This window comes from Candidatus Competibacteraceae bacterium, assembly GCA_016713505.1.
Taxonomy (GTDB): Bacteria; Pseudomonadota; Gammaproteobacteria; order Competibacterales; family Competibacteraceae; genus Competibacter_A.
Window position 1 is genome coordinate 1,977,130 of the sequence record JADJPA010000001.1, and the last position, 17,871, is coordinate 1,995,000.

Genomic DNA, 17,871 nt, shown 5'->3' on the forward strand with positions numbered 1-17,871 from the left:
AAAGCAAAACTCGCATCGAGCCGCGCCATCACAACGTTCAAGCGGGCAAGGGCTGAGGCGGCGGTTCGCTGGTCGGATCCTGGTGAATCAGCACATCGGCGCCTGGGAATGCCGCCTTGATCGCCGCTTCCACTTCGTCGCCCACCCGATGCGCCTCCACCAAGGGCAATTGATCGTCCAACATCAGATGCAGTTGAATGAAATAGGTCTGCCCGGAACGGCGGGTCCGCAATTCATGGACGCCGCGTACGCTGGAGTGGGCGCGAACGATCTGCTTGATGCGGGCATGAACGTCCGGCGGCAATTCGTGATCCATGAGCAATTGTATCGATTCATAGCCGATGTGTCCCGCGCTATACAAAATATAGCACGCAATCCCAATGGCAAAGATCGAATCCATACTCGGCCAACCCCACATGGCCAAGCCAATCGCTATGATGATGGCGGCATTCGTCAATAGATCGGTCGCATAGTGCAAGGCATCGGCGCTGATCGCCGTGGATTGGGTGCGACGGATCACATAGCGCTGAAAAGCCAGCAGCACCCCGGTCAGGACCAGGGCGAACACCTGGACCCCGATCCCGACCAACCCATCGTTCAGCGGCTGGGGATGCAGCAACCGGTCGATGGCGTGCAGGATCAAAAACAGCGCCGAGCCGGCGATGAACGCCGCTTGCGCCAAACCCGCCAACGGCTCGGCCTTGCCGTGACCGAAGCGGTGATCGCGGTCCGGTGGTTGCAGGGAATAATGCACCGCCAGCAAGTTAATGATTGACGCCGCGATATCCATCATCGAATCGACCAAGGACGCCAGCACGCTGACCGATTGGGTCAGCAGCGCGGCCGCCAGTTTGCCGGCGATCAAGACGGTGGCGGTCGCCACGGAAGCATAGGTCGCCCACCGCAGCAAGCGCGCGGCTCGCGCGGGGCCCACGGCCAAGTTTATTGCGTCGCTCATGAGGCTCGGTCTTCTGTGATGGGAGGCAAGCCAGTATAGTCTAGTTGGCTTCGATCGCGGCGACGGTCGAGCGATCCCACCGGCGGCGCTCGACTCGCCTCTTTTCGACTGCAACCCAAAGGCCCCGGACGCCATGCTCGAAACCTTGCGTCATATCGCCCAGGAGGTCAGCACCGCGTTGGATTTGCCGGACGCGCTGGCCACCGCGGTCCAGCGGATTCGGGATACGCTGCGAGTTGCAGCGTGTAGTCTCTATCTGGCCGACCCGGAGCACGATGAGTTCGTGCTCGCGGCGGCGGCCGGCCTGCACCCCTCGGCGGTCGGCCAGCTGCGCCTGAACCTACAACACGGTTTGGTGAGCTTGATCGCCGAACGTCAGGAGCCGCTGAACCTTCAGGATGCCTCGCGCCATCCGCGCTTTTGCGAAACTTCCGGGCACGGCGAGGACGGCTACCGCGCTTTTCTAGGCGCGCCGCTGATTCAATATCGGCGGACGCTCGGCGTGCTGGTCGCCCAAGACACCGCGGTCCGTCAGTTCCAGGCGGATGAGCTGAATCTTCTGCTCACTCTCGCCGCGCAATTGGCCAGCAGGCTCGATCGGGCGGCGGGCGGCCCGAGCGGCGTACTGAAACCACCGCCGCTTGCAACCGGCGTTCAAGCGCTACAGGGGGTATCTGGAGCGGGCGGCGTGGCGATCGGCGCGGTCACCATCCCCGAGCGGCTGATCGATCTCGACGATGTGCCCGACCGCGCCGCCGCTGACCCCGCCGCCGAGGACGCCGCGTTCCGAGCCGCCATCGCCGCCGTCGATGATGAGTTGCGTTCGGCGGGCGAGCGGCTGGCGCCGCTGCTGCCCCCGACCGAACAAAGCCTGTTTGCCGCCCATCGGATGCTGTTGAACAGCGACAGCCTGCTCGATGAAACCCGCGCGCGCATTCAAGCGGGTTCTTGGGCGCAGGGCGCTTGGTGCGAAGCGGTTCTGACGCGCGCGCGCCTGCTGGAGCAGGCCGACGATTCTTATCTCAGCGCCCGAGCCGACGACATCCGCGATCTGGGCCGACGGGTCTTGCATCACTTACGGGCCGGAACGGTTCGACCCACCGGCAACCCGTGCGAGCGCTGCGTGTTGTTGGCCGAGGAGATGAGCGTGGCGCATCTGGCGGCGGCGCCGGACCGATTGGCCGCCATCGTCTGCCTGCGCGGTTCGGCGCTGTCGCACGTCTCGATTTTGGCGCGGGCGATGGGCATTCCGGCGGTCATGGGGCTGGGCGACCGACCCATCGGCGGTTTCGAAGGCTGCGAGATCATCGTCGACGGCTATCAGGGCCGGGTGTTCATCAATCCCGACCGTGCCTTGCGCCAGGAATACCACCAACTGATCGCCGCCGACGCCGAGCTGTCCGCCGGGCTGGCGGCGCTGCGCGACCTGCCGGCCGAAACCCAAGACGGTTACCGGTTACCGCTGTACGCCAAGGCCGGCCTGCTGTCCGATATCGGCTCCGCCCGCGCCTGCGGCGCCGACGGCATCGGGCTGTATCGCACTGAATTCGCCTTCATGCTGCGCGACTCTTTTCCCAGCACCGACGAGCAATGCGCGCTGTACCGGCAAATGCTGGAGGCGTTCGCCCCGCGGCCGGTCGTCATTCGCACGCTGGATATCGGTGGGGACAAATGCCTGCCTTATTTCAGCATCTCGGAAAAAAATCCCTTTCTCGGCTGGCGCGGCATGCGCTTTACCCTGGATCGGCCCGACATCTTCATGACCCAGTTGCGCGCCCTGTTACGGGCCAACGCCGGCCTGAACAACCTGCGGGTTCTGTTTCCGATGATCACCACCGTGGAAGAGGTGGATGAGGCATTGCGCCTGCTGGAGCGGGCGCAACGCGAACTGGCCGAAGATGAGCTGGCGCACGCGCGCCCTCGGATCGGCGTGATGATCGAAGTCCCTTCCGCCGCGCTCCAAGCCGCGCAACTGGCCAGTCGGGTGGATTTCTTGGCGGTCGGCACCAACGATCTGACCCAGTATCTGCTGGCGGTGGATCGCGATAATTCCCGCGTGGCCGGACTGTACGACAGCCTGCACCCCGCCATGCTGAAAATCATCGCTCACATCATCGAGGACGGCCGCCAAGCGGGCCGGCCGGTGAATCTGTGCGGCGAAATGTCGGCCGATCCCGGCGCCGCCATCCTGTTGCTGGGCATGGGAGCGGCCAGCTTGAGCGCCGGCGCCACCAGCGTGCCGCGCGTCAAATGGGCCATCCGCAGTTTCACGCGCGCTCAAGCCCAGGAGCTGACCCGGCAGGCCTTGCAATTGGACACCGCCCGCCAAGTTCATCGCTTGCTGAACGATGCGCTGCGCCGAGCGGGGCTGGGCAAACTGGTCCGCGAACCGCCTTAAGCGCCGCGGGCGACAACGCAAAGCACGGGTTTTAACCCGTGCTTTGGCTCAACGCTGGGGGAATGCGGAGGGCTGGCGCATCCCGGCCGAGCGATCAGCTTGCAATCGCGATCTTGCGCGGTTGCGCCGCCTCGCGTTTCGGCACGATCACTTCCAGCACGCCGTCCCTGCATTTGGCGCTGACCTTCTCGGCGTCGGCCACATCCGGCAGCGAAAACCGGCGCAAGAAGGTGCCGCGCACCCGCTCGACCCGGCGGTACTGGTCGGTTTGCTCGTCGTTCTCGCTCGCGCGCTGCCCTTTCAGGCTCAACCTCCCATTTTCAAGCGTGACCTCGATATCCTTGAGCGGCACTCCCGGCAGGTCGGCGCGAATGATGAACTGGTTCGATTCTTCCTTGATATCGACCGCGGGCGCCCAGTCCACCAGCCTATGCCCGTTTTCTGCGTCGCCGAAGCGGCTGGTGTCGAACAGACGGTCGACTTCGCGCTGTAACTGATTCAACAGATTCAAAGGCTCATAACGCATTATAACCATCAGCGATCTCCTCGAATTTTAGGTTTGGCACTCTCATGAACGCCGTGTCGTCTTGCTGGTTAAATGAGGTTGAGCGCCTTGATTTCAAGGCCACCTTTGACATTTTTTACGTTAAACTATATGCGCTTACGCTTTTCAATCCTTTCCCTTCGGAACCCCATGTGATGGCCGTTGCCTCCGTTTTTATCTGCCACGCTCAACCCGATACCCTGTTTTCCCAAGATTTGAGTTTGGCATTGGAAACCGCTCATCTCAGCGTCTGGCGCGACCAGCAGAACTTGCGCGGCGGCAACCGCTTGGCGCCGGAGGTGCGCTGGACCATCGAACAGGCCCGTCAGGTGATCGTGGTGCTCGGCCTGAACACCGGCCAGCCGGCGTGGTTGCGTCGGGAAATCGAGATCGCCCAGGCAACCGAACGCCGCCGGGCTGGGAGTTATCGGGTGATTCCGCTCTTGCTGCCGGGGGTGGACCCGACGATTTTAACGCAATGGTTCGCGCCAGCCCCGCGTTGCGCGCCCATCCAACTGCCCGCCGAGGGGCTGGGTGAGGTTTTGCCCCTGCTGCTGGCCGCCTTGGACGAACCGCCGCCTGGCGACCCTCCCAGCGGCCGCAATCCGCCGCCGCTGGCGGAGCTGGAACTTGACTTCGCACCGGAAGATTCCGCCGGACGCTGGCGCTGGGTCGCTCGCCTGCGCCGCCCGGCGGACCCCGTGCCGGCCGATGACGAACTCAGCGCGCACGGTCTGCCGCCCGGCCCTTTTCCGGGCCGCCTCCTGAATTGGTACTTGCAAAGCCATCCGTGCTGGCCGACCGACACTCTGCGCTATCTGGCTCGCCGCACTGAAACCCTGCTGGCGAAGTGGGGTCGGTCGTTTCACAACGCCATCTTGGAAGCGCCCGGACCGCACCAACTGACCGCTGCCTGGCGCAACGCGCCGGAACGTTACGAATTGCGTCTGACGGTGCGGGCCGCCACGGATCATCCGGCCGTCGCAACCGTGCTCGGCTTGCCCTGGGAGCTGCTGCACGGTCCGACCGGCTTCCTGATGCAGGGCAAGCGCCCCGTCCAATTCCTGCGCCGGTTTGCGGGCGGGGGGACTGTCTTCGCGCCGGTCCCCCCGCCCCTACGGCTGCTCGCCATCAGCCCCCGGCCCGACACCGAACCGACTGGCCATCCCGACTACCGACGCAGCGCCTTGCCTCTGCTGGAAGCGCTGGACAGTCTGGGCAGTCTGGTTGAACCGCGCTTGCTGGCTCCGCCGACCCCAGGCACGCTGGAAAAGCAGTTGAACGACGCTTGGGCGGCCGGACGCCCGTTCGCCGCCGTCCACCTGGACAGCTATCTCCGCGACGATCTCGACAGCAACACGATCTTGATCGGCTTCGAGGCCAGCTACGACTTGCACGCCCCGATTTGTCGCGAAGCCCACTTCATCGCGGCGACGGCGCTGGCGTCTCTGCTCGCCACCTACTGCGTCCGCCTGGTGGTGCTGTGCGCTTCAACAGACAGCGCCTCACCCTCCACCGCGACCGTCGGCCTGATCGCCGCGCTGTTGAAGGCTGGAATCACGGCGGTGATCACCGTGCGGCCCGATACCCCGCAGGAAACTCAGCGGCAGTTCTGGAGCACGTTTTATGAAGAATTGCTGGGCGGCGCGAAGATCGCTCAAGCCTTGAACACCAGCCAGCGCCGTTTGGCCAGCGACAGCTACCGCGCGGCCGGTTTGGGCGGCGGCGGCGTGCACTTGCACGATTGGTTTTGCTTTAACCTCTATCTGGGCGAACGCGATCCCCGGCTCTGCCTGCGTCCCCCGTTGGAGCTTTGGCGCCGGTTGCTGGGGCAGGCCCATTTCAACCCACCGCGCTTGTTGCCTCCACCGCCCTCCACCGGCTTCATCGGCCGCGGGCGTGACTTGTTGGTCCTGGAACGGTTGCTGGAAGAACGTCCCGCCGTCTTCCTGCGGGGTCCCGGCGGCAACGGGAAAACCGCCACCGCCACCGCCCTGGTGACGTGGCTGGCCCATTGTGGCCGTTATGGCCACTTGGCCTACGCGCGCGGTGACGACGCCAGCGATCCGCGCACGCTGCTGGAAACGCTCGGCCGGCAGTTGTTGCCCGAAGGCGAGCGCTGGTCGGTCGGCCGCTATCCGAGTCTGTGGCGGGCTCTCGACGATCTCCGTCAAAGCTTGCGGACCCGGCCCGCCCTGATCGTGCTCGATCAGTTGGAGCGCTGGCCGGCGGAGCAGGACGCGGCCTTCGACCTGTTTTGGAAAGACTTTTTAAATGAATGGCCGGAGCTGCGGCTGTTGGGATTGGGCCGCTTGGGGCCGCCGCCTTTCGCTCAACCTTGGGTGGAAACCACCCTAAGCGCCATGGATGACCAAGAGGCCATCACTCTGGTCGGTAAAACGCTGATCGCCGATCGGGAAATGCCGCCGCCCAGCGATAGCGGCAGCGGCTTTCAGCAGTTGCTCGCGCTGGTCAGGCTGGCCGCCGGGTACCCCATCGCCTTGCAGCGCCTGGCCCGTGAAATCGGCGCGCGGGGCGCGCACGCAACCCTGCGCGCTTTAACGGGGCCGCTCCGCGCCGACTTGTTACGCCTTCATGGCGACGACCCGCAATGGCCGCTTTTTTTAAGCTTGGAACTGGCGTTGCGCCATCTTTCCCCCGAAGACCGGGAACGCTCGACCCTGTTGGCTTTTTGCAAGGATGGCGTCAACCGCCTCGTCTTGGGGAAAGCGCTCGAACTCGACGCCCAGCGCCTCGACGCCTTCTGCGAGCGGCTCCTCCAACTCGGTCTGGCGGAGGATCGCGGCTACGGTCATCTGCGTTTGGATATCGCGCTGTCCCATTATATAAACAGCCGGTTGCCCGCCAACCAGCGGCCGCTCTGGCGCGAGCGCTGGTGCGCCGGCATGGAGCAATTGCTGGAAGTACTCTACCAGCAGTCCTTCAAAGACAGCGCCCGCACCACGCGGCTCCTACGGTTGGAGCTACCTAATCTGCTGGCCCTGCTGCGCGATTACCAGCAACACGCCAAACCGGAACAAACCGCTCATTTAGCCACCCGCCTGGAACAGTTGCTCGCCACCCTCGGCGTGCCCGCCGCCCTGGATGAAGCGGTGGCCGCCCGCGAACGCGCCAGCCAAGCATTGTCCGGCTGGAGCCGGATCCGCTTTGAAACCGAGCGGCTGCGGATCGAGCGATTGCGCGATGGCGGGTCCATCGAGGAGGCCCTTCAGGCCGCCCGCAAACTGCTGCGCCAGTGCCAGACGGCCGGCGATGAATCCTACGCTGGAGCGCGTTACGATCTGGCGCGCGCCTATTTGCAGCTGGGAAAACTGCTCAAGCTGGCCGGCGCCGCCGAACCCGCCGCGCGAGAGTTGACCGAGGCGCGCGGGCTGTTCCAGAGCCTGGCTGACGCCGGCAACGCCAGCGCCGGCCGCATGGTCGCGGTCGCCGATGCGGAAATCGGTGACTGCCTGATTTATCTGCAACGCCTTCAGGAAGCCGCCGCCGCCTACGAAGCCGCGATCGCCCGCGCCGGTTCGAGCACCGCCAACCTGACGCTGGCGGCCAACAAGATGCAGTTGGGGTTAGTGCGCCAGCGTCAGGGCCATTATCCGGAAGCGATCGTCTTGTACGATACCGCCCGAGCCATCTTCGAAACGCTGGGCGAATCGGAAGGGACCGCCCGCGCCTGGCGTCAGATCGGCGTGGCTCACAAACTGAACGAAGCACTGCCGGCCGCGCTGCACGCTTGCCAGCAAGCGCTTTACCTGTACGAGCGGCAACGCAACCGCGGCGAAATATCGGAAATCTTGGGCGAACTCGGCCATCTGCATCTGGCGTTGAGCCAACTAGAAGAAGCCGCCCTGGCCTACCGGCGCATGTCCGAACTGTGCGCTCAACTGGGCGATGGCCTCGGTGAGGAGTCTGCTCGCAACCATTTGGCGAACGTGTTGATCCAGCTCAGACGGCACGACGAGGCCCGCCAGGAATTATACCGGGCCAGCGAGTGCAACCTGCCAGACAGCTTGACCGCGCGTAACTGGGCGATCCGGCGCGGCCTGAACGACCTCGGCCAAGCCGTCCCCAATCCCGAGGTCGCCGATCAAGCCCGCCAGCAAGCCATGCAAAAGTATTTGGCTTACCGGCGGGCGGGCGGTAAAAACACCAATCCAGGCGCCCGTCTTTGCGAGCAGATCGGTCATGCCATTCGCGCTGGCAATGTCGCCAGCCTGGCGGCCATGCTGGAAAAAATGGCGGCGAGCCCCAATATTCCAGCTCCGGGTCAACTGTTGATCGCCAAGCTGCAAGCCATCCTGGCCGGCTCCCGCGATCCTGCCTTGGCCGATGATTCCAACCTGCATTATCAATATGCGGTCGAACTGCAACTGCTGTTCGAGGAACTCGCCAAGCCGTGACCGACGCCGACCCCCGCGATCGACGGGTCGCAACCAATCCAGTACGGTTAGTCGCTTAGCCCATGCGGCTTAGCCACCGGGGCCTCGGGTAGCGCCAGCAGGGCGCGGCGCACCCCCTCAAACTCTCGTTCCAGCACCGCCAGATCTTCGGTCGCGCCCGCCAATTGGCCTTCCTTGCCTCGCATCTCCAGTTGCCCGCACAATTTCGAGAACTGGGCGGCTCCCAGGTTAGCGCTGGCCGACTTCAACGGGTGGGCAACCGCGCGAACGCGCGCGCTGTCCCCGTCCTGGAGGGCGGCCCGGATCGCCGCGATTTGGTCGGGTGCGCTTTCGAGAAAAAGCGTGATGATCCGGCCTAAGACACTGGCGCCCCCGCGATCCAGGGCGCGAATCTGGGCGAGTTGCGCGAGGTCCAACAGCGCTTTTTCCTGATTATCCGCCGGCGGAGGAGCGGCGGCCAACTCCGCACCAGTCCCGCGCTGAGGCAACCAGCGTTCGAGGATTCCGTTGAGCTGCGCCGTCGTGAACGGCTTGGTGAGATAATCGTCCATGCCGGCGGCCAGACATAACTCACGATCGCCGATCAAAGCGTTGGCGGTCAGAGCGATCACCGGCAGCCGGGCCCCGATAGCCGGTTCGATCGCCCGAAACCGACGGGTGGCCTCAAACCCGTCGAGCACCGGCATCTGGCAATCCATCAGCACCAACGAATAGCTCTGCCGGGCGAGCGCGGCCAGCGCCTGCTCGCCGTCTTCCGCCAGCTCGACTTGCACGCCCAAAGCTTGCAACATTTCATAACCCAGTTCCTGGTTGACGGGATTATCTTCCACCAACAGAACCCGCTGTCCGCGCCGCTCGAACTGCGCTAGGCTGATCGCCGCGACGGGCGGCGGCTGTTTCTCCAACCGGCTTTGCGGCTCCTTGCCCGTCGCCGCTAAAAGGCACTGATGGAGTTGCGCTTTCCGCAAGGGTTTGGGCAGGCAAGCTTGGATTCCCAACGCCTGCATTTGCTCGCTGTCCGAGGCTTCCCAGATCGAACTCAGCATGACCACCGACAGCCGCGCCAGAACCGGATCGGCTCGGATCTCTTTGATCAGCTCGATGCCGCTCATTTCCGGCATTTTTTGATCGAACAACCCCAGATTGAAGGGGGCACCGGCGGCGGACGCCTCTCGCAGCAAGCGCAGCGCCCGCGGCGCTCCATCGGCGCTGGCATACGCAACACCCCAATCCGACAACAATTTTTCGACCAGCGCCCGATTGGAAGCACTGTCATCCACCACGAGCGCCTTCAGCGCGCCCGGCGCGATGAAAGAAGGCGAGCGATCCGTTTGAACTCCCCCGTCCTTGGCCAAACGGGCGGTGAACCAAAATCGGGTGCCACGCCCCAACACACTGTCCACCCCCACTTCCCCGCCCATCAACCCCGCCAGTCGCTTGCAAATGGCCAAGCCCAACCCCGTGCCGCCGTACTTGCGGGTCGTCGAACTGTCGGCTTGCGAGAAAGAACTGAAAAGGCGAGACTGCGCTTCGGGCGCGATGCCAATTCCCGTATCCCTGATTTCGAAATGCAGCACGATTTCGGAGTCTTCCTCACGCGCGCAGGTCACGCACAAAACCACCTCGCCAGCCTGCGTGAATTTGAACGCATTGCCGAGAAGGTTGGTCAACACCTGCCGCAACCTCCCGACATCGCCTCGCAAGGTTGAATGCACGCCGGGCTCCACCCAACAAATCAACTCCAGCCCCTTGCGATGGGCCCGCTCGGCGAATAATTCGCCCAAGTTGTCAACCAGCTCCTCAAGATCGAAAGCGATGCACTCAAGTTCAAGCTTCCCAGCCTCGATCTTCGAGAAATCCAGAATATCGTTGATGATGGCGAGCAGCGACTCGGCGGAGCCGCGAATGTTGCTCACAAATCGCCGCTGGCGCACGGACAGCTCCGAATCGGCCAACAGTTCCGCCATCCCCATGACGCCGTTCATGGGCGTGCGGATTTCATGGCTCATGCGCGCGAGAAAATCGCTCTTGGCGCGGTTCGCCCGCTCCGCATCTTCCTTGGCGACATGCAGTTCGGCATCCTGGTGCTGGATCTGCTCCAGCATGGTGTTGAAGCCTTGCATGAGCGTGCCGATTTCGTCATTGGCGCTCCGAGGGACCCGCACGGAGTAGTCTTTCGTGATCGAAATCTCTCGCATCCGGCTCGCGAGCGTGATGATGGGATCCGAGATCAGATGCTGAAGCCTTGAGGCCAACAGATAGGCGATGGCAAACGCCCCCAACAGCACCAGCAAGGCCAACAACAACCGCCGTCGAATCAATTGGTCGAGGCTCGACAGATCGAGCGCCAAATCCATGAAACCCGACAGTTTCCCGTTGACGACAATCTGTTGGCTGATCCCTAAATACCCGTCTTGGAAGCTAAACGAAGGCGGTTTTTGCCCCGCGTTCGAACCGCCTGACGCGCGCGGGATTTTTTGTTCGCTCTCGAACATCTGTTCGAGCAGCCGGGCATGGTGCAGATTTTGGCTCTGATAACGCGCGAACTCGCGACCGTCGAGGGAGCGAACGCGGGCTGCCGCTACCTCGGGTACGCTGCTGAACGCGGCGAGAATTTCGTTGGCGGTGTCCGGATCTCGGAAGGCCAGCGCCGCCGAGCTGTTGACCGCCACCACCCGCGCCAGGGATGAGGCGAAATCGCGCGCGTTGCGGCGCAGGGTGTAGATATCGCTGACGACCAGGATCGTCAGCGCCACGGCCAGACCGATCACCGTGCTGACCAGCGCAATGGCGATCACTTTCTGTTTGATCGGCCGATCGCGAACCAAAAGCAACATTTTTAACGGCCCGTACTCGTGGAATCGCGAACGACCGTGGCCAGATTGAGCAGCTTGGCGCTGATCCGCAACTTGCCCTTTTCCACCATATCGATGTTGATGCGCGGATGGATCCGCCGGTCCTGCCGCACCAGCGCGATCATTCCGCCATTGTTTTCAAAGTTTTCCATATCGCTGACCGTCAACACTTGGGCGGAGAGCGCCGCTTGCACCAATTTCCAGCTTTCCGCTCCGCGAAAGCCGCTTGTACCCATATAAAGGATGTGGCATTCCGCAACATTGGAGGCCGTCACTTCGCGCTGGACACTCAGCGGCCGCCCTCGCATCGTCTCGCCTTTCAAGACATTTTGCAGTAGCGGCACCAATTCGTCATCCAGCACGCAGTATCGGAACGGTTTTGCGGGATCCTGCCTGACGTCCTGCGGCCAGTTTATAAAACTCGCAAAATTGTAGAGAAATACGGCTTTCACCTCATTTTCACTAAAATCATCCGCAACGGCTGGGCCGTCGACGGCCGCCAAACCGAGCAAGCCGAACCCGACCACAAACCCGCGCCAGCCTCTTGCGGGACGAGCGCTACGAGTGCGGGTCACTTCGGGTGCGAGCGGTCGAGCACAGGGCTTAACCCACCACCGAGATGTGGCAGCGACGGGTAATGCATTCACTGGTGTGCTATCGAGAGACTATTCAGAACCGCCATTCAGCCATCAGATAAACTTCCCGTTCGATCGCGGCCGTGTTCGGTTCTAGATCCAATCCGGCAAACTTCTTGTATTCCACATGCGGCGAATCCAGCAGGTTGCGGCCCACTAAGGCGAGATCGAACTGTGCGTTGATTTTCCAGCCCAAACGCGCATCGAGAGTGATATAGGAGTCGATGGCTAAAGTCGGAATATCGGCGACGTAGCGCAACCACAAATCCAGATCCACATCGTCCCGTACATCCAGCGACGAACGCAGCGTCCATTGCCGCATGGGAGATTGCTCGTCGATCTGCGCGCTGGCGTTGTCGGTGCCGCCCGCATCGGGCTTGATGTTCATGTGGAGAAAGGAGTAGGCGCCCTGAAGCCGCCACCAGTCGTAAGGCCGAAATTCAGCGGCCAGCTCCAAACCGTAAGTGCGGCCGTGGTCCTTATTATCCGCAGTGGCTTGCTGGACCAGCGCGGGCGCGGGAAACAGGCTCAGGCTGGGTGGACCTGTCAGTTCAAAGGTGCGCAATCGATCGTAATCGTTTAGGAAGAGCGCCGCATCGAGAGTCAGGCGCGATGTGGCCTGCCAGCGGTAACCGGCTTCGTAGGCGATCAATTCTTCCGAGACCATCGCCGGATTGCCGATCAGCGTGACAATTAACGGAACATTCCCCAAACCCGGTATATCAATGACTTTACCGGGGTATTGAGTCAGTATCATGTCATGCTCGGCCCGCGAAGGGGTTCGCACGGCGCGCGACACGGCGGCCCACAGCGTTTGCCGGTCGCTCGGCAGCCAGCGCAGGCGAGCGCTGGGCTGAACTTCGAAACCGGTGTAGCTGTTGTGCTCCAGCTTGGTGCCGAGCGTCAGGTAAAGCTGCTCGTCGAGTTGGATATCGTCCTGAATGAAAGCGCTGAACAGCTGATCATTCCGAGTCGTGCTGCGAATCTGGACGCCACTTTTCGGGTCGATATCAGTGTAAATCCAACGATAGCCACCACCGACACTGAAGGTGTGCCGGCCCACCGGCGCGAAGCTCCAACGATAACTCAGATCGAAGGTATCTTCGCTATCGTCTGCTGTTCCATTGTTTATCCCGAGCCGGTTGTAATAAGCCTGTAGCGTACCGACCGCACCATCGCCTTTCCGCTGCTCCCAGCGCCCGAACAGGTAGCGGCCGGTGTAATCATTAGCATTGGCCGCTTCCCGGAAGGTTTCACCCTCCAGCATGAGATCGTCGTCACCGATCCGTCGGTCGGCGCGGAAACCCACGCGGCCGCCTTTCCACAAGACTCCATTTTCATCCGCGCCTGAAATGATCGGTAGCGGATCGTCCCGATGCAATTTGGCATAAAGGCGGTAAGTGCCTTGCTCGCCTAACCGCCCGCCCTGGCGGGCCACGAGTTGCCGCTGTTTATCGCCCGCGACCGTGCCGATGTAGGTTCCTTGGGTTTCTTCAGTCCGTTTGGTGATGATATTGATGACGCCGTTGACCGCGTTCGCCCCCCAAGTCACCGCACCGGGACCACGCACGACCTCGATCCGCTCGATGTCTTGCAGCACGATGCCATACGATTCCCAGTAAACGCCCGAAAAAAGGGCGTTGTAAATACTGCGCCCGTCGATCAGCACCAGCAATTTGTTCGCTCCCTGCGTCTGGAAACCTCGGGTCGAAACCGCCGACGAGGAAGCATCAACCCGGCCCACGGCCAATCCAGGCACCATGCGCAATACTTCCGGTAAACTTGTCGCGCCGGAACGCCGGATATCCTCGGCGGTGATCACGAACACCGCCGCCGCCGTATCCCCAAATCGTTCTGGCCGCCCGGAGGCAATGGAAATTTCCAGATTTGCCAGATCGTCGATACTCATCTGTTTGAGAGCGGCCAGTGTGGTGCTATCCGCCAGCGCCGGGCCGACAAGGCTACAGCCCAAAATCCACAGCATCAGCCCGCTGTAACCTTTGAACTGCCTGGCATCCACCAACATCGCTTTGCAATATCGCCAGCAAGCAACAGCATTGCAGTATAAGAAGGAATTCTGCTCGGCTGGCCGTGACCGTTCCATTATCATGATCCTTTTCAAAAAATTAACTAATTAAAATAATTACTTCTATCTAATATACTCAGTCATGCACAACGGTGAGCTTATCGCGCGCGATAACGGACCGCGAATCCATCAATAAATACAAGCAATCGTGATACCAAGACTGACCAGCGTCATACCGTCAGAACTAATGCCGCCAATTTTTTATTGCGCCGCTCTATTGTTCCGTCATTTTGTCACTTTAATATGACTTATAGCCCTAGCGATGCTGCACCGTATACGCCGCTGGAATCAATGCCATGCAGCGGTATCAAATGCATATTCATTTGATCGGAAAAGATAACTTCTTCATGACGTCGGTACGGTTTCGCAAGGCTACAGCGCTTGCGACAGACTCTCGCCTAACCCGATGACCGCAGGGTCCAGGATACTGCTGAGACTGGCGGCGCAGAGTCTAGCGTTTTCTTAACCCATCACTGTCGCCACAACCTTGGCGTTATCCGCTCCGGCGGTGGTAACAATATCGCGGTGTCAGGATATTGACTGGCGCACCAGCGGTAATCGCGCCTCAGCCCGACACCGATAACCGGCTTGGCTCACTCGGCGACGAGCCGCAGGATGCGCCTTGAATCGCGCCCTCAATCTCCATGCCTATTGCTTCACTCCTTTTTTCACTTAAATCGATTTCGATACAAAAAATGGCTTGGTTAGAAGCCAAGAAGCTCAAAGTGAGTTCCAAGACTTTGGTATTAACAATCTAAAAATGTAATTTAATTAGTATATAAATTCAATTAAATCCGAATTGCCGGAAAATCCTTAAGGGTAAAAGCGAAGAATTAGGCACATCGAAAAATAAAAAGCCCAACTTCGTCAAAAAAGTTGGGCTTGGTAATAGGAGCTTGGCGATGACCGACTTTAGCGTGAGTGGATCTCACACGATCATAGGCGCGGTGCGGTTTCACGGTCGAGTTCGGGATGGGGTCGGGTGGTTCCCGCACGCTGAGGTCGCCAAGCGAAAAGGGGTGGTCGGTGCGACGCCGCCGGACTCGCAGGGAGGGGCCGGCTTGAAGGGGGGGGTCGGGGTCGGGGTCGAAGTTGAGATCGAGATCGAGATCGAGCCGGCGCCGGAGGGGGGCCTCGGCGCGCAGCGGTTGGGTGTTGGCGGATCAAGCCGCACGGTCGATTAGTACGGGTCGGCTGCACGCCTCACGGCGCGTCCACCGCCCGCCTATCCACGTGGTGGTCTCCCACGGACCTTCAGGAGTCTCAAGGACTCGGGAGCGCTCATCTTGGGGGGGGCTTCCCGCTTAGATGCTTTCAGCGGTTATCCCGTCCGGACGTGGCTACCCGGCCGTGCCACTGGCGTGACAACCGGTGCACCAGAGGTCCGTCCATTCCGGTCCTCTCGTACTAGGAACAGCTCCCCGCAACGCTCCAACGCCCACGGCAGATAGGGACCGAACTGTCTCACGACGTTCTAAACCCAGCTCGCGTACCACTTTAAATGGCGAACAGCCATACCCTTGGGACCGACTGCAGCCCCAGGATGTGATGAGCCGACATCGAGGTGCCAAACACCGCCGTCGATATGGACTCTTGGGCGGTATCAGCCTGTTATCCCCGGAGTACCTTTTATCCGTTGAGCGATGGCCCTTCCATCAGGAACCACCGGATCACTAAGACCTGCTTTCGCACCTGCTCGACCTGTCCGTCTCGCAGTCAAGCACCCTTTGGCCTTTGCACGCACCGCGCGATTTCCGACCGCGCTGAGGGTACCTTCGCGCTCCTCCGTTACGCTTTGGGAGGAGACCGCCCCAGTCAAACTACCCACCATGCACGGTCCCTGAACCCGTTTCGGGTCCGAGGTTAGAACCTCGAGTGTTCCAGGGTGGTATTTCAAGGTTGGCTCCACCGGAACTGGCGTCCCGGCTTCCAAGCCTCCCACCTATCCTACACAAGAAGACTCAAAGTCCAGTGCAAAGCTGTAGTAAAGGTTCACGGGGTCTTTCCGTCTTGCCGCGGGTACGCTGCATCTTCACAGCGAGTTCAATTTCACGGAGTCTCGGGTGGAGACAGTGTGGCTATCGTTACGCCATTCGTGCAGGTCGGAACTTACCCGACAAGGAATTTCGCTACCTTAGGACCGTTATAGTTACGGCCGCCGTTTACCGGGGCTTCGATCAAGAGCTTCGCCTTGCGGCTGACCCCATCAATTAACCTTCCGGCACCGGGCAGGCGTCACACCCTATACGTCCACTTTCGTGTTGGCAGAGTGCTGTGTTTTTAGTAAACAGTCGCAGCCACCTGGTCACTGCGGCCCGCCTCCGCTCCGCCCGCAAGGGGCTTCACGTACCGCGGGCGCACCTTCTCCCGAAGTTACGGTGCTAGTTTGCCGAGTTCCTTCACCCGAGTTCTCTCCAGCGCCTGAGGATGCTCTCCTCGCCCACCTGTGTCGGTTTCGGGTACGGGTGGCGGAAACCTGAAGCTTAGAGGCTTTTCTTGGAAGCCGGGCGTGGGCCACTTCGCCCCGAAGGGCTCGTTGTCGCGTCTCGGCATTGGGCGGCCGGATTTGCCGGGTCGCCCTGCCTACTCGCTTGAACCGGCACTACCAATCGCCGGCTGGCTTAGCCTTCTCCGTCCCCCCATCGCAGTTTCCGTCAGTACCGGACTGTTGACCGGTTTCCCATCGACTACGCCTTTCGGCCTCGCCTTAGGGGCCGACTCACCCTGCGCCGATTGACGTTGCGCAGGAACCCTTGGGCTTTCGGCGTGCGGGGTTTTCACCCGCATGATCGTTACTTATGTCAGCATTCGCGCTTCCGATACCTCCAGCCGCTCTCACAAGCGACCTTCAACGGCCTACGGAACGCTCCCCTACCAGGCCTTGCGGCCTCCGCAGCTTCGGTATGCGGCTTGAGCCCCGGTGAATCTTCCGCGCGGGCCGACTCGACCAGTGAGCTATTACGCTTTCTTTAAAGGATGGCTGCTTCTAAGCCAACCTCCTGGCTGTCTGGGCCTTCCTACATCGTTTCCCACTGAGCCGCAATTTGGGGACCTTAGCTGGCGGTCTGGGGTTGTTTCCCTCTTCACGACGGACGTTCGCACCCGCCGTGTGTCTCCCGTGATTGCACTTCCCGGTATTCGGAGTTTGCCTCGGGTTGGTAAGCCGGGATGGCCCCCTAGCCGAAACAGTGCTCTACCCCCGGGAGTGAGACACGAGGCGCTACCTCAATAGCTTTCGGGGAGAACCAGCTATCTCCGAGCTTGATTAGCCTTTCACTCCGATCCACAACTCATCCCCGGCTTTTTCAACAGACGTGGGTTCGGCCCTTCAGTGGGTGTTACCCCACCTTCAGCCTGGTCGTGGATAGATCGCTCGGTTTCGGGTCTGCTCCCAGCGACTGGTCGCCCTGTTCGGACTCGGTTTCCCTGCGCTTCCCCTACCGGTTAAGCTCGCCACTGAAAGCAAGTCGCTGACCCATTATACAAAAGGTACGCCGTCACCCCACGAAGGGGCTCCGACTGCTTGTACGCATGCGGTTTCAGGGTCTGTTTCACTCCCCTCGCCGGGGTTCTTTTCGCCTTTCCCTCACGGTACTGGTTCGCTATCGGTCGACCACGAGTATTTAGCCTTGGAGGATGGTCCCCCCGTGTTCGGACAGGGTTTCACGTGCCCCGCCTTACTTGTTCCAGCCTTAGTCTCGCCGTCGGATTTTCGGATACGGGGCTGTCACCCGCTGCGGCCGGCCTTTCCAAGCCGTTCTCCTAATCGGACGGTTAGCTGCTGGTGGCTGTTCCGCGTTCGCTCGCCGCTACTGGCGGAATCTCGGTTGATTTCTGTTCCTCCGGGTACTGAGATGTTTCAGTTCCCCGGGTTCGCTTCCCGACCCTATGGATTCAGGTCGGGATACCCTCGCGGGTGGGTTTCCCCATTCAGAGATCTCCGGATCAGTGCTTGTTTGCCAGCTCCCCGGAGCTTT

General features: G+C 61.3%; 7 protein-coding genes and 2 rRNA genes (1 of these 9 only partly in view). 2 read left to right on the forward strand and 7 right to left on the reverse strand.

Annotation, left to right across the window (positions count from 1 at the left end; all coding sequences use genetic code 11):
- Positions 1-37: 37 nt before the first annotated feature.
- A complete protein-coding gene (locus IPK09_08970; protein ID MBK7983748.1) occupies positions 38-958 on the reverse strand; it encodes a cation diffusion facilitator family transporter in 921 nt (306 codons plus the stop codon).
- 133 nt (positions 959-1,091) lie between these two features.
- Between IPK09_08970 and ptsP the strand changes: the two genes are divergently transcribed.
- Complete coding sequence (ptsP, locus tag IPK09_08975) at positions 1,092-3,356, forward strand: phosphoenolpyruvate--protein phosphotransferase (GenBank protein ID MBK7983749.1); 2,265 nt, start codon at positions 1,092-1,094, stop codon at positions 3,354-3,356.
- A 94-nt stretch (positions 3,357-3,450) separates the two neighbouring features.
- Here the strand turns inward: ptsP and IPK09_08980 are convergent, their stop codons facing one another.
- Positions 3,451-3,891, reverse strand: coding sequence for an Hsp20/alpha crystallin family protein (locus tag IPK09_08980; GenBank protein ID MBK7983750.1), 441 nt, complete (start codon positions 3,889-3,891; stop codon positions 3,451-3,453).
- Positions 3,892-4,055: 164 nt separating this feature from the next.
- Between IPK09_08980 and IPK09_08985 the strand changes: the two genes are divergently transcribed.
- Complete coding sequence (locus tag IPK09_08985) at positions 4,056-8,318, forward strand: TIR domain-containing protein (protein MBK7983751.1); 4,263 nt, start codon at positions 4,056-4,058, stop codon at positions 8,316-8,318.
- A 47-nt stretch (positions 8,319-8,365) separates the two neighbouring features.
- Here the strand turns inward: IPK09_08985 and IPK09_08990 are convergent, their stop codons facing one another.
- The 5 genes from IPK09_08990 to IPK09_09010 form a co-directional block, all read right to left on the reverse strand.
- Positions 8,366-11,155: a response regulator gene (locus IPK09_08990; protein MBK7983752.1), complete on the reverse strand. Its 2,790-nt coding sequence runs from the start codon at positions 11,153-11,155 to the stop codon at positions 8,366-8,368.
- A gap of 2 nt (positions 11,156-11,157) precedes the next feature.
- Entirely contained in the window at positions 11,158-11,700 is a 543-nt protein-coding gene (locus tag IPK09_08995) for a YfiR family protein (protein ID MBK7983753.1), read from the reverse strand.
- A gap of 142 nt (positions 11,701-11,842) precedes the next feature.
- The gene (locus IPK09_09000; protein ID MBK7983754.1) at positions 11,843-13,834 is read right to left on the reverse strand and encodes a TonB-dependent receptor; all 1,992 of its coding nucleotides are present in this window, start codon (positions 13,832-13,834) and stop codon (positions 11,843-11,845) included.
- Between the two features lie 954 nt (positions 13,835-14,788).
- Positions 14,789-14,904: ribosomal RNA gene (gene rrf, locus IPK09_09005) — 5S ribosomal RNA — on the reverse strand.
- Between the two features lie 149 nt (positions 14,905-15,053).
- Positions 15,054-17,871: ribosomal RNA gene (locus tag IPK09_09010) — 23S ribosomal RNA — on the reverse strand; it runs 71 nt beyond the window's last position.